This window comes from Paenibacillus sp. P22, from assembly GCF_000469945.2.
Taxonomy (GTDB): domain Bacteria; phylum Bacillota; class Bacilli; order Paenibacillales; family Paenibacillaceae; genus Paenibacillus_O; species Paenibacillus_O humicus.
The window spans coordinates 1-12871 of record NZ_CBRA020000109.1; the positions used below are offsets into that span (position 1 = coordinate 1).

Annotated in this window: 10 protein-coding genes and 2 pseudogenes; 4 read left to right on the plus strand and 8 right to left on the minus strand. The window is 59.1% G+C overall.

Annotation, left to right across the window (positions count from 1 at the left end; translation table 11 throughout):
- From BN871_RS15620 to BN871_RS15630, 4 genes and pseudogenes are all read right to left on the minus strand, one after another.
- Positions 1-302: NTP transferase domain-containing protein (locus BN871_RS15620; RefSeq protein ID WP_048747191.1), on the minus strand; the 302-nt coding region annotated here is incomplete at its 3' end.
- A complete protein-coding gene (locus tag BN871_RS15625; protein ID WP_048747167.1) occupies positions 299-1282 on the minus strand; it encodes an XdhC family protein in 984 nt (327 codons plus the stop codon). The genes BN871_RS15620 and BN871_RS15625, both read right to left, overlap by 4 nt.
- 32 nt (positions 1283-1314) lie before the next feature.
- A pseudogene (locus BN871_RS30260) lies at positions 1315-1392 on the minus strand (hypothetical protein); the annotation flags it as partial.
- A gap of 61 nt (positions 1393-1453) precedes the next feature.
- Entirely contained in the window at positions 1454-3064 is a 1611-nt protein-coding gene (locus BN871_RS15630; RefSeq protein ID WP_048747169.1) for a PucR family transcriptional regulator, read from the minus strand.
- 411 nt (positions 3065-3475) lie between these two features.
- Here BN871_RS15630 and metE point away from each other — a divergent pair.
- Positions 3476-5805 (plus strand): annotated as a pseudogene (metE, locus tag BN871_RS15635) (5-methyltetrahydropteroyltriglutamate--homocysteine S-methyltransferase).
- A gap of 241 nt (positions 5806-6046) precedes the next feature.
- A complete protein-coding gene (locus tag BN871_RS29135) occupies positions 6047-6364 on the plus strand; it encodes a hypothetical protein (RefSeq protein WP_021880059.1) in 318 nt (105 codons plus the stop codon).
- A 324-nt stretch (positions 6365-6688) separates the two neighbouring features.
- On the opposite strand, the gene nrdF is transcribed toward BN871_RS29135, so the two are convergent.
- From nrdF to BN871_RS15660, 4 genes are all read right to left on the minus strand, one after another.
- Positions 6689-7645 (minus strand): class 1b ribonucleoside-diphosphate reductase subunit beta, encoded by a 957-nt coding sequence (gene nrdF / locus BN871_RS15645; RefSeq protein ID WP_048747196.1) that lies wholly within the window; start codon positions 7643-7645, stop codon positions 6689-6691.
- Positions 7646-7810: 165 nt separating this feature from the next.
- Positions 7811-9895 carry a class 1b ribonucleoside-diphosphate reductase subunit alpha gene (gene nrdE, locus BN871_RS15650; RefSeq protein WP_048747170.1) on the minus strand — a complete coding sequence of 695 codons (2085 nt, stop codon included), beginning with the start codon at positions 9893-9895 and terminating at the stop codon, positions 7811-7813.
- Complete coding sequence (nrdI, locus tag BN871_RS15655; RefSeq protein WP_048747172.1) at positions 9882-10241, minus strand: class Ib ribonucleoside-diphosphate reductase assembly flavoprotein NrdI; 360 nt, start codon at positions 10239-10241, stop codon at positions 9882-9884. Before nrdI ends, nrdE begins: the two co-directional genes overlap by 14 nt.
- 497 nt (positions 10242-10738) lie before the next feature.
- Positions 10739-11479 carry a TVP38/TMEM64 family protein gene (locus BN871_RS15660; RefSeq protein ID WP_157060308.1) on the minus strand — a complete coding sequence of 247 codons (741 nt, stop codon included), beginning with the start codon at positions 11477-11479 and terminating at the stop codon, positions 10739-10741.
- Positions 11480-11739: 260 nt separating this feature from the next.
- Between BN871_RS15660 and BN871_RS15665 the strand changes: the two genes are divergently transcribed.
- Together BN871_RS15665 and BN871_RS15670 are read left to right on the plus strand one after the other, a co-directional pair.
- On the plus strand, positions 11740-11934 hold the full coding sequence (locus BN871_RS15665) for a hypothetical protein (protein ID WP_021880067.1): 195 nt from the start codon (positions 11740-11742) through the stop codon (positions 11932-11934).
- 15 nt (positions 11935-11949) lie between these two features.
- Positions 11950-12864, plus strand: a complete 915-nt coding sequence (locus tag BN871_RS15670; protein ID WP_048747174.1) for a LysR family transcriptional regulator — start codon at positions 11950-11952, stop codon at positions 12862-12864.
- Positions 12865-12871 lie beyond the last annotated feature (7 nt).

The following is a 12871-nucleotide window of genomic DNA, read 5'->3' on the forward strand; positions in this document are numbered from 1 at the left end:
GCGGCCGCCGCCAGGCCGCAGCGCAAGGAATGGGCCATGCCAAGGGAAGCATCGCGGCAGGGCACGACTTCCACCGCCGTCTTGCCGGCCGCTTCGCCGGACGCACCCGGCAGCCAGGAGCAGTCGTCGTCCTCCCGCACGACGACAAGCAGGCGCTGCAGCCCCGCGCCCGCCATCGCCCGAACGGCTGAAGCGCCCAGCGGCGTTCCATCCGGCAGAAGCTGCCGCAGCTTCGGGGCTCCCATCCGGCGGCTGAAGCCCGCGGCCAGACAGATTCCCATTATTTTCAGCGGACGACTCATGTCCTTCCCGGCTTAATCGGGCAGGCGAAGCCGGCTTCGCCTCCGGCAGCTCCGAGTCGACCCGCCTCCCGGTCTCGAGGAAGAGGGACAAGCGAACGCCGCGGACGAATGGGAGTCCTTGCTGCGGGCTTCTCCTCCCGCGCGGCCAGCCGCCGCACGGCGATCAGCTCGGCGACGACGCTGACCGCGATTTCTTCCGGACCGTCCGCCCCGATGTCGAGACCGACCGGCGCGTAGACGGGAGCAGCGGGCAGAAGGCCGTCAAGCAGCGCCGCCACCCGCCTGCGGGAGCCCAGAATCCCGATATATCGCAGCGGGCAGGGAGCGAGCAGCTCCAGCATCGCCCGATCCCGCTGAAGCTGATGGCTGCAGATGAACGCATAATCGGCAGGACCGACGTTCAGCTTCCGCACAATGGAGTCCGCCGTTCCGAGCGCCAGCTGCGCTCCCGGAAACCGCTCCGCCGTGCATAGCTCTTCCCGCCAGTCGGCCACGGCAAGGCGGAACCCTGCCGCTTCCGCCAGCCGCGCAACCGGAAGCGAATCGGCTCCGGCCCCGAAGACGATCAGGCGAGGGCGGGCATGAATCGGAAAGGAATAGATGCCGGCTCCGTCGTTCTCGACACCGCCGGAAAAGCTCGATGCTTCCAGCAGCCGGTATTCGATCGCCCGTCCTGCCGAGCCCAGCACCCGCTCCAAATGCACGGCGGTCTCGCCGTCATGAGCCGCAGCCCTTCGGATGCAGGAGGCCAGCTCCCCTTCCACCCTTTCCAGGAGGACCGTCACCGTTCCGCCGCAGCCGATCGCCTCGCCCCACAGCAAGTCGTCGGGCGATTCCATTTCGTACCGCACCGTTGCCCAAGCCGGCTCGGGGGGCGGAGAGCCCATATCCAGCAAAGCCTCGGCCCTCGCCTCGAGATCGGCTTCCAGGCAGCCGGGGCTGAGGCTGCCGCGCTTCCAGCCGCCGCGGCCCAGCAGCATGCAGCTCCCGGCTTGCGGTAGGAATGTCCATTTACCTCCACAATCGTCGCCAGGACGGCCGGCCGCTCGCCATCCCAGGATGAAAACACCCGATGCGCATCCATGAGCATCCCTCCTTATCGTCCTGCCCGACGGCCGTTCCACGCGGAACGCTCGCGGTTGATCCCCTCTTTATTTCCTTCCGGCCGTTCGCAGCGCCGCAGCCGGCTCCTCCGCTTTCGCCGACATGCCTCGCAGCTGGAAAGCCAGCTTCAGCCGCAGCAGATCGTCCGTCTTCTTGAGATCGACCTCCAGCAGCTCGCTGATCTTATCCATCCGGTAGGAAGCCGTATTCCGGTGGATGTAGAGCTTCTTGGCCGTCTCGCTCAGCTGGCCGTCGTTGTCGAGGTAAACCTCCAGCGTCCGCAGCATCTCCTGCCTGTATTCCGGCTCTTTGCGCAGCAATCCCCCCAGCACCCGGTCGCAAAAGGCCGCCATCCTCTCTTTCGGGCAATGCTCGAACAGATAGGCGAGCTCCAGCTTCCGGTAGGGCACGACCGGATCCGGCACTCCCCATTCGGCGGCGAGCCGCAGCGTCTCCTTGAGCTCCATCCACGCCGAAGCGAGAGACTGCTCTCCGCTCCTGCGCCCGCCGATGGCCGCTCTTGCGACACAGCCGGCCGACTTGCGCAGATTGCCGGAGCATGACGCGAGATGCTCCGCCAGCTCATCGGCTCCGGCTCCATCGGGAAACAGCGACAGGACGCCCTCCTCCATATCCAGATGAAGGGCTCCTAGTGCCGACAGGACGGGATGGCTCCCGTATTCCTGGCGGATCCTCTCCATTCTGGCGCTGCGCCCCGCAGCGTCGGAAGTGCCGCCCGGCGAGGTCAGAACCGGGATGTACGCTCCTTTCAGCACGGAATTGCCGGAGCTCTCTCCGTAGGCGGCGAGCTCGGCGGGAGGCAATGCGCCGGCAAGACAGGCCCGGATCTGGTCCTCGTACTGCCTGCTGCGATTGTCCGCGGACTGAATTCGCGCTTCCATCTGATAGGCGATCAGCTCCGCCGCCTGATGGAACAGCCCTTCCTCCAGCGTCGTGAAGAGAGGCTCGCCCGTGACAAAGCAGGCGTATCCCGCCGGCTTCGCTCCGCTGAGGAGAGGCACGCGGTAGCATTGCCAGCCTTCCCCCTTCACCCAGGGATGCCGCCCCGTCCATGGCCATGCCCGCAGAAGGCTCTCTTCCGGCACGCCGCTGTTGTTGAACAGAGCTCTTCCTTCCGCGCTGACGACCGCGAGAGGATAGCCGACAACGCCGCTGATTTCCTCGAACAGCTGGAGAATGGGATCGCTTTGGAGGGCGAAGCGCATGAGCCGCTTCTGCTTTTCCATCGCGGCCTGCAGAGCTTTTGTGCTCCGCTGCATTTCGGCTCTGTAGAGCCCGTTCATTTGATCGGAGAAAGTGAATTCGTACGGAAGCTGAATGAGGGGAAAGCCAAGCTTGTCGGCCATGAGGATAAGCGCAGGAGGGATCTGCTCCCAGAATCGGCCCAGCTTGATGCCGAGTCCGGAAGAGCCTCTGCGGTTCAGCTGCTCCAGCAGCCCCGCTCCGCCCTGAGGGTCGTCCTTGATCAGATAGCCTGTCGTGAACAGCATCTCGCCGTCCTTGATCCAGTCCCAGATATCGGGAGCGTCCATGACATTGACGGATTTGACGATGCGGTTTTTCCCGGCTGCTCCCGCAACGAGCTTTCCTTCCGACAGGGGATAGACGGACAGCGCATCTTCGACGGTCAAATGCATTGAGGTTCCTCCTCGCGCTGGCTTGATCTTTCTTTATGTTAGGTTATCTACCATTATAAATTGAGATCATCCATCCAACAATCCTTTTTTGTTTATCCCACCGTCGTCTCTCTATATATCTAACATAAAACTCACATAAATGAATGATAACTTTCCTTTTGCTCTTTCCTTTGCCCTTTCAACTTTCTTTTCCTTTCAACTTTCTTTCCCTCTCCCCTTCGGCTTTTCCCTTTTCCTTGCGGTTCTCTTGCCTTGAACTCCAGACTTTCGCTCATCGCGAAATTTCGGGTATAGCCGCAGAGCATGGCCAGCTATAGCTTATAAGCCTTAGTCTATATCCGAGCAATCATGTTATGTTTCGTTTAAGGCAAGATCAGGAACGCCGCACATTTATTTTCGGGAGGATACGGAATGAACGCGATCAGCAGCAGCTTGGGCTACCCCAACATCGGGAACAAGCGGGAATGGAAGCAAGCGCTGGAGGCATTTTGGGCCGGCAAAATCGAAGAGGGAGAATTTCTCTCCCGCATGGAAGAAATCCGGATCGGCCGCCTGCGCCGCCAATCGGAGGCAGGAATCGGTCTCGTGCCGGTAGGCGACTTCACTTTCTACGACCGGGTGCTCGACACGTCGGCCATGTTCGGCCTTATTCCGGCACGCTTCGGCTATCATGACGGCCCTGTGACGAACGATCTGTATTTTGCCATGGCCCGCGGCCGAAAAGACGCTACCGCTTGCGAGATGACAAAGTGGTTCAATACAAACTATCACTATATTGTCCCCGAGCTTCAGCATGCGGAAGCCAAGCTGGTGCGCAACTACCCGCTTGAGGCTTATCTCGAAGCGAAGGAAAAGCTCGGCCTGCAAGCCAAGCCGGTGCTGATCGGTCCCTTCACTTTCCTCAAGCTGTCCAAAGGCTACACGGCCGGCGAGTTCGACGGCTGGATCGCCAAGCTGGTCCCTCTCTATGGCCGCGTGCTCGCGGAGCTTCGCGATGCCGGGGCCGAATGGGTGCAGATCGACGAGCCGTCCGTCACGGGCGAGCTCGAAGCGGCGGATTGGAAGCGGCTGGAGACCATCTACAGCGAGCTCGCCGCCGCCGCTCCGGAGCTGAAGCTGATGCTCCAAACCTACTTCGATGCTCCTGCCGACTATGCCGCTCTTACCGCGCTTCCGGTCGCCGGCATCGGCCTGGACTTCGTCCATGACCGCGGCGTCAATCTGCAAGCTCTCCTCTCCGGCGGCTATCCGTCCGGACGCGTACTCGGAGCGGGCATCATCGACGGACGCGGCATCTGGAGAACCGATCTGGCCAAGGCGCTGGCGCTCGTGGAGAAGATCGCTTCCGTGGTCCCTGCCGATCGTCTCCATATCCAGCCTTCGTGCAGCCTGCTGCATGTGCCCGTCAGCCTCAGCGGCGAAACCGGCCTTCCGGAAGCCTGCGGGGAGCTCTCGCCGGCGCGGATGAAAAGCTGGAGGAGCTGACGCTTCTGACCGCTGCAGCCGCCTTCGGCACCGCCGGGCTTGGCGATCCGCAGCTTGCCGGCGCAGAGCGCATCCGGGACGGCCTGGCCGCCAACCGCGCGGCGCTCGAAGCTCTCGAAGCCCTGCCGGAGCGCCATAACGCCGCCGTGCGCGAAGAAGCGAAGCGGCTTGCGGCTGCACGCACGTTCCGTTCCAGCAGCTTCTCCGACCGCCGGCCGGTCCAGCAGAAGAAATGGCAGCTGCCCTTCCTGCCCACGACGACGATCGGCAGCTTCCCGCAGACGGCCGAAGTCCGTTCCGCCCGGGCGCGTTGGCGCAAAGGCGAGCTGCCTGATGATGCCTATGAGGCCTTCATCCGCGAAGAAATCGCCAAGTGGATCTCTGTGCAGGAGAACATCGGCATCGACGTGCTCGTTCACGGCGAATTCGAGCGTACGGACATGGTCGAATTTTTCGGCGAGAAGCTGGAAGGCTTCGCTTTCACCCGGGGCGGTTGGGTCCAATCGTACGGCTCCCGCTGCGTGAAGCCGCCCGTCATCTACGGCGATGTCCAGCTGACGAAGCCGATGACGGTCAAGGAAACCGTCTACGCCCAGTCTCTGACGAGCCATCCGGTCAAAGGCATGCTTACGGGTCCGGTTACGATTCTCAATTGGTCGTTTGTCCGCCACGACTTGCCGCGCACGGAGGTCGCCTTCCAGATCGCCCTGGCGCTGCGCAAGGAAGTCGAAGCTCTGGAATCGGCAGGCATCGGCATGATTCAGGTGGATGAGCCCGCCCTGCGCGAAGGCCTTCCTCTGAAGAAAAGCCTTTGGCCGGAAGAGCTCGAAGCGGCCGTGGACGCTTTCCGCCTCGTCACGACGGGAGTCCAGGACGAAACGCAGATCCATACGCATATGTGCTACTGCGAATTCTCGGATATCATCGACACGATCCGCGATCTCGACGCCGACGTCATCTCGATCGAAACGTCGCGCTCGCATGGAGAGCTCATCCAGAGCTTCGAGGAGAACACGTACGGCAAGGGAATCGGACTCGGCGTCTACGACATCCATAGCCCTCGGGTTCCTTCCACGGAAGAGATGATCGCCATGATCGAGCGCTCGCTCCGCAACCTTGATCCGGAGCTGTTCTGGATCAATCCGGATTGCGGCCTCAAAACGCGGGGACGCGAGGAAACGGAAGCTTCGCTTGCCCATATGGTGGCCGCCGCCCGTGAAGTTCGCGCTCGCCGCTCCGCAATACAACAGGCATAATCACCCATTTTTGGTTGGGCAGTCATGCTTTCCGCTCCAAATAAAGAAGCTCTTTTCCATTCTCCGCTAGCAGAGAAGGAAAAAAGCTTCTTTTTTGTTCTCAATTCGAATAAGTTAAAATCGGTAATTCAAAAATAAATTTTACGAATGTTGATATAAATAGTGCAAATTTCCCGATTTCTTTCCGATATAAGAGTTAATTAGGTCAATGGACTTACATATACAGGAGAGGGAGTTTGCTATGAGCATTACCAGCACGTATGACAAAGCCACGCATCGGATTCAAAGCAATCTGGAAACGCTGATCCGCCAGTATTTCATCGATGAATCGACCAACACGCTTCTCCCCATCCGGTCCTACACCGAGCTGAGCAGCGAAACCAAACGCCTGTACAAACCACTCACCAAAGGCGCTCTCGCCCGCCTGGCCGGGGTTCGCCCCAATGTCATCACCGAAATCTGCCATCTGCAGCGCGGAACGCTCAACATCTACCATCTCAGTTCCATCGCGGAAGCGCTTAAGATCAAGGATATCAATGAAATCATCGAGCTGAAATAACATTCACGCCCCCCCCAAAAAAAGCTCCAAGCCGTTGCTTGCAATCGGCTTGGAGCTTTTTTGGGTTTGTCCAGCCACGTACAGCACAGCCGCAGCCTATGGAGCTGCTGCCGCTGCTTTTTCGGACAGTAGCCCCTTCCGTATGGAGGCAGTCTGCTCTGCTTGAGGCTTTTCCTGCTTCGCTGCCATTGGAGACTCAAGCAACAAAGACGGTTCCGGCGAGTCGGGCCGCATTCGTGCACAAAAAAACTGCCCTCAAGCTTATGCGCTTGGGGGCAGCTGGCAGGCAGCTTGAACGCAGCTTCAAAACCTGCCGGTCCGTGTTTAGAAATTGAAGGTAAAGTCCTCATCGCGAAGCGGCTCGACGTTGAGGGTCCGCACATAGCCGTTGCCCTTCTTGGAGAAGAAGTCATGCTGCTTCGTGCGGGTGCTGATGCCGTTGAACACGATCGGATTGACATCCTCTTCCTCGAAGAGCGGCTCGAGGCCGAGGTTCATCATCGCTTTGTTGGCGTTGTAGCGGACAAAGGTCTTGACCTCGTCCTGAAGTCCGATGCCGCTGTACAGCTCATCCGTGTAGCGGTCCTCGTTCTCGTGCAGCGTCGTCAGGAGAGTCCGCAGCTCCTGCAGCGTCTCCGCCTGCTCCTGCTCGCTGAGGGAGGCATGGACCTCCTGGGCCAGCACGCCGACGTAGAGGCCATGAATGCTCTCGTCGCGCAGAATCAGATCGATGATCTCGCCGCTGCTCGTCATCTTGCCTTGACCGGCCAGATAGAGCGGATAGAAGAAGCCGCTGTAGAACAGGTAGCTCTCCAGCAGGACCGATGCCGCCATAGCCATATACAGCGAGCGAGGCGAGTCGATGTTGCGGTAGTAAGCCGAGATGACCGAGGCTTTCTTCTGCAGCAAAGGATGCTTCTCCACCCATTTGAATACCGCGTCGATCTCTTCCGTGGAAGCCAGCGTCGTGAAGATGCTGCTGTAGGACTTCGCATGGATCTGCTCCATCATGCCCATGAATCCGAGCACCGCCTTGCGCTGAAGGCCGTCTACATGCTCCACGAGGCTCGGCATGCCGACTCCTCCCTGAACGGTATCGAGCAGGGTGAGGCCTCCGAGCACCTTCATGTAGGTGTCTCTCTCCTGGTCGTTCAGGTACATCCAGCTCATTTTGTCGTCGGAGAGCGGAATTTCCTCGTCCGTCCAGAACTGCATGAGGTTCTGGCTCCAGAAGGTTGCGGTGTAGTCGTCGTCCGGACGGTTCCAGTTGACGGCGCGCAGCGGAGCGGAAGCGGCGGCTTCCGTGTTCAGGCCAGAGGCAGAAGGCGTATCCTGCGTAGCGAGATCGATCGGTTTCATGGGGTTTCCTCCTTGTATATCGCGGCTCGGCGGCCTTAAGTAACGAGAGCCGCATCAATGCGGCTCTCGGTGATGGTCATGGAAAGATCAAACGGCGCAGCTGACGCACTCTTCCACCCCAAGGCGGTTCGTGCGGGTATAGTAGAGCGACTTGAGCCCTTTGTGCGCTGCGTACAGGTAGTAGCGGGCAAGCTCGCGCGTCGTTACGCTGCTGTTGACGTGAAGCACGGCGGAGATGCCCTGGTCGATATGCTCCTGGATCTCGGCGATCAGATCGATGACCTTGAACTGATCCATCGCATAGGCGGATTTGTAATAGAAGAAATTGTCCAGAGACAGGAACGGCATCGGATAGTAGGTCGTCGAGTTCGCGTAGGTGCGGGTCTCGATCGGCTCTACGATCGGCATGACGCTGGAAGTCGCATTTTGCACGTACGAGATGCTCTGCGTCGGCGCGATCGCCAGACGGTAGGCATGGTACAGGCCTTGGCGCGCTACCTTCTCCTTGAGCTCCGCCCAGTCTGCCGGGGACGGAATCGCTATTCCCTCGAACAGCTCCTTGACGCGGGCCGTTGTCGGACGGTAGTCGGTAGCGAGGTACCGGTCGAAGTATGTGCCCTTCGCATATTCGGAACGCTCGTAGTCGCGGAAGCGCTCGTTCTTCTCCGCGGCGATGTCGGAGCTCTTCTCGATGGAATAGAAATTCATCATCATGAAGAACGTGCGGACGAAGTCTTTGGCTTCCGGGCTTTCGTAGGCGATCTTGTTCTTCGCCAGATACCCGTGCAGGTTCATCGCGCCGAGGCCGACCGAGTGCATTTCTTCGTTGGCCTTCACGACGCCCGGCGCATTGGAGACGCGGGTCATGTCGCTGACGGAAGTCAGGCCGGCCATTCCCTCGTGCACCGTTTCGCGGATTTTGCGGTGCTGCATCACGTTGGCGATGTTCATCGAAGCCAGGTTGCAGCTGATGTCGCGGCGGATCGTGTCCGCTTCGCCGAAGTCGCCGATCTCGGACGTCTCCTGCAGCTGGTAAATCTCCGTGCACAGGTTGGACATCTTGATGGAGCCGATATCCTTCAGAGCATGGTTACGGTTCGCGTTGCTCTTGTTCATAATATACGGATAGCCGGATTCCAGCTGGATCGTGGCGATCTTCACGAGCATGTCGCGGGCGCTCATGATCAGCTTCTTTTTGACGGCCGGGTTGGCCATCAGCTCGTCGTACATCTCATCCATATCGAGATCGTCGAGATGGGAGCCGTAAGCCTTGAAGACGGAATACGGGGCGAAAGCATGCAGCGGCTTGTTCTCTTCGGCCAGCTTATAGAACTTGTTCGGCACGATCAGGCCGATCGACAGCGTCTTCAGGCGGGTTTTCTCGTCGGCGTTGATCTTCTTGCTGTCGAGGAACTCCATGATGTCCCAACCGAAGATGTTGTAGTAGGCCGCTCCCGATCCTTTGCGCTGTCCCATCTGATCGGCATAGGAGAAGGCATCCTCCATCAGCTTGAGCACCGGCATGATGCCCTTCGCCGCGCCCTCCACGCCTTTGATCGGCTCGCCGCGTCCGCGCAGCTTGGACAGGTTGACGGCGACGCCGCCGCCGATCTTCGACAGCTGCATGCAGGTCGAGAGGTTGTAGTTGATGGAGTTCAAGGAATCGTCCATCTCCAGCAGGAAGCAGCTGACCATCTCGCCGCGGCGGCTCTTGCCGGCGTTGAGGAAGGTCGGAGTCGCCGGCTGCAGGCGCTGCTCCATCATGGATACCGCCAGCGACTTGGCCAGCTCCGCGTCGCCGCGGCCCAGATGCAGAGCCGTGACCGCTACCCGGTCCGGATAATGCTCCAGGAACTGCGAGCGGTCGTTGCTGCGCATCGCGTAGTCCGTGTAGAACTTGGAGGCCGCCATATAGGAAGGGAATTCGAACTCCAGGCTGTGCGCCAGCTCGAATACGGCAACCGCTTCTTCTTCCGTATAATGGTTGTACAGATTCTCGTAATAGTCGTTCGCGATCAGATAATCGATCTTGTCCTTATGGCTTGCGAAGACAGGGCTCTTGGCCCGCGCTTCTTCCATGAATGCCGCTACGGCCTCCCGATCCTTCTCCAGCTTGAAGAATCCGTCCGCTCCGCGCTTCATAATCTCGTTGTTCAGCTCAATATGCCGCAAGGGGCTGCACCTCCCGCATGAATTGTTCGACGTCCCGCGTCGTGCCCGATAGCTCGAATTTGCAAATGACCGGCACCTCGTATTGCTCGGACAGCATATCCGCGCTGCCCGCGAAGTTGGGTCCCCAGTTGCGGTTGCCGCTGGCCGACACGCCTCGAAGATAGGAACCGCTGCGCTGCAGGAACGCATCCACGGCAGGCGGCACCTGGCCGAAGCCGGTCGTATAGGTCACGAGGACGAACGGCTCCTCCAAGGTTGTGGAATCGTCGATTTTCACGGCCGGGAATCCCAGCTTGCTGACGAATCTCTTCACATTGCCGGTACGCGAGGCGTAAGCGATCAGCATGGCGGTTCACTCCTTCAAAAAAATGTGTGGCAACTAGATGTTGTGTCTCGAACCGGAACGGGGTATAAGGAGCCCGCGCTGCCGATTACTGTCGAAAAGACAATAAAAAGGACCTGCTTGGAGGTTGTTGCTCTTGCTGCCGCTCCATCAGGCTGTGTCCGGTGTGTATGGTCGTGTTGTCTGATCCTGTCTGTGTCTGGCCGCGGAAGCTGCCTTCCGCAAGCAAATCGCTCGGCCCGGACTCCCGTTCGGGGCGGCGGCCGAAACGCTGCCGATGGCCCTCTCCGCAAGCATGGCCCGGGGTGGCCGGGCCATGCTGCGGAGTATCCGGAAGAAGCATATATTGGGTCTTGACAGCTTGTCCGCTTCATGCTTCAAACTGCTATATGTAGGTCTAGGTGTTAAATTTAACACCATATATTGTGGCTGTCAAGCCGTTGACACGTATATACCCTTATGCCGGCGAATTGAAAACACCACCCCGAAAATGGACTTATTCACAGCTGTTGATAAGAACCGAAAGAGCCCTGGGAAAGTGTCCCCGGGCTCTTGTTCAGGTAATTATCCACAAGATTCTGCACGCTTAGACAGGAAGATCGGGCTTGTCGGACGGAGAATTTTTTTTTGCTTTCTCCCCTCCATTTCCGAACCCTCGGGCTCTTGGCCGCCCGGCTGGCCAGGAAGACGATGCCGAGAACGGCGAGAAAGATAAAATACGACAAGATCAGCACCCGAAGATCCGCATCGGGAAAAATCAGCGAAGAGCTGATGATGCCGAACATCCATATATGGGATAGGTTTCCGACGAGGGACGACCACAGATAGGGGCCGAATTTGACCGGGGCGACGGCAGACATGAACGAAATCAGGTTGTTCGGCATGATGGGAATCGTACGAAGCAGGATGACCAGCCAGGCTCCGTATTGATCCAGGCTGCCCTGCCACCGCTCGTAGCGGTCCATCCGCGCCTGGAAGCGCCGCTGGACCTTGCCGTAGAAGAAAAAGCGGAACAGCAAGTACACGACGAGCGCGGATACCGTGCCGGCGACCCAGCTCGCCGCGAGTCCTCCTGCAATGCCCAGGATGGAGATATGCAGCATGATGATCGTGGCGAAGGGAAAGACGCCGAACAGTCCTTGGATAATAGCTAGGGGGATCGTCAGAAGCAGGATATACGGCCCATCCAGGCCGCTGGCCGTGACCAGGGCGTCTATCCACCCGTTCAATCGATCGAACATGCTCTCACCGCTTCTTTATCGAATTAAGGGGTCCTTTAATATAGTACTTAACATTTTACGTTATGACACGCGCAAAAACAAAGTCATCCTCTGGCAAGCATGGCAGTTTGAAGACCGGCTTTCCATAGCGTGCCATGATTGCGCTTCCATCGTTGGAGACGATGGCCGACATCGGAAAGTGTGCCGAATCCCCCTCTCGGAATGATGATACGCTGAATCTATTCCGGATGGCGTTCTCGCCCTGCGAGGGGGAAAAGTAAATGTTGTCGCATGAATATTTTGCGGATACACTAGCGAAACAGAAGAAAATGGAAATCAGCACCATGCTGGACAGGGAGCTGCTTGCGGCCCAAGCATGCCCGCAGAGCAGGAGCAGGCTCCGCCGCCTGCTGGCCTTCGCCGCGAACATGCTTCCGGCGCTCGGCAGAACGGCGCAGAAGAAGAACCCCAATTGAAACGGCGGTGTCAGGATGGAGCTCAATTATTTGCGCACGTTTATCGAGGTGGCACGATGCAACAGCTTCACCAAGGCCGCGGAGCAGCTGGGCTATGCCCAGTCCAGCGTCACGCAGCAGATCCAGAAGCTGGAGCTGGAGTACAACGCCAGCCTGTTCGAGCGCTACGGCAGGCATATGAAGCTCACCTCCGCGGGAGAGCAGCTGTTCGACCGTTTCGAAATTCTCGCCTTGTACGACAGCTCCAAGGAGCTCGTATCCGGACAGATGAAGGGCAGCCTCGTCATCGGCACCATTGAGTCCATGATCGCCTATTTCCTCCCCCCTGTCATCCAGAAGTTCCGGCGCGCCTATCCGGACATCACCATTCAAGTTCGGCCGGTTGTCGAAGAATGCATCATCCCGAAGGTTCGATACGGCGACCTGGATATCGGATTGTTCCTCGGCAAGCCGGTAAGCGAAGACGGCCTTCATACCGCCGTCCTGAGAGAGGAGCCGCTTGTGTTCGTAGCGGAACCCTGCCACCCCATCTTCCAGGACGCGGAGCGCGGGCTGGCCTGCTTCGAGAACTTCTCGTACGTCGCCACCGAGCAAGGCTGTGTCTACCGTTCCGCCTTCGAGGCGCTGCTGGCGCGGCACGGGATCGAGTATCGGATCCATCATGAGTTCGGCAGCCTCGAAGCGATCAAGCAGTGCGTCGGATTCGGTCTCGGCGTCGGCCTGCTGCCCCGCATCACGGTAGAGCGCGAGCTTGCGCTCGGCATCCTCAAGGAACTTCCGTTCAGCCATCCCGACATCTCCATGTCCAACCAGTATCTGTATCATAAGCGCAAATGGCTCAACCCCGCTTTGCAGCATTTCATCAAGCTGCTTGAGGCCGCGATCTCCCGAGAGGCAGGAGCTCCCGAGGACGAGGCGGTCCTTCATTGAGCTCTGC

Bases quoted from the DNA above. Each gene is read 5' to 3' on its own strand.
- nrdI (WP_048747172.1), bottom strand. From the start codon at position 10,241: ATGCTGATCGCTTACGCCTCGCGTACCGGCAATGTGAAGAGATTCGTC.
- BN871_RS15665 (WP_021880067.1), top strand. From the start codon at position 11,740: ATGTTGTCGCATGAATATTTTGCGGATACACTAGCGAAACAGAAGAAA.
- BN871_RS15630 (WP_048747169.1), bottom strand. From the start codon at position 3,064: ATGCATTTGACCGTCGAAGATGCGCTGTCCGTCTATCCCCTGTCGGAA.
- BN871_RS15625 (WP_048747167.1), bottom strand. From the start codon at position 1,282: ATGCTGCTGGGCCGCGGCGGCTGGAAGCGCGGCAGCCTCAGCCCCGGC.
- BN871_RS15670 (WP_048747174.1), top strand. From the start codon at position 11,950: ATGGAGCTCAATTATTTGCGCACGTTTATCGAGGTGGCACGATGCAAC.
- BN871_RS15660 (WP_157060308.1), bottom strand. From the start codon at position 11,479: ATGTTCGATCGATTGAACGGGTGGATAGACGCCCTGGTCACGGCCAGC.
- BN871_RS29135 (WP_021880059.1), top strand. From the start codon at position 6,047: ATGAGCATTACCAGCACGTATGACAAAGCCACGCATCGGATTCAAAGC.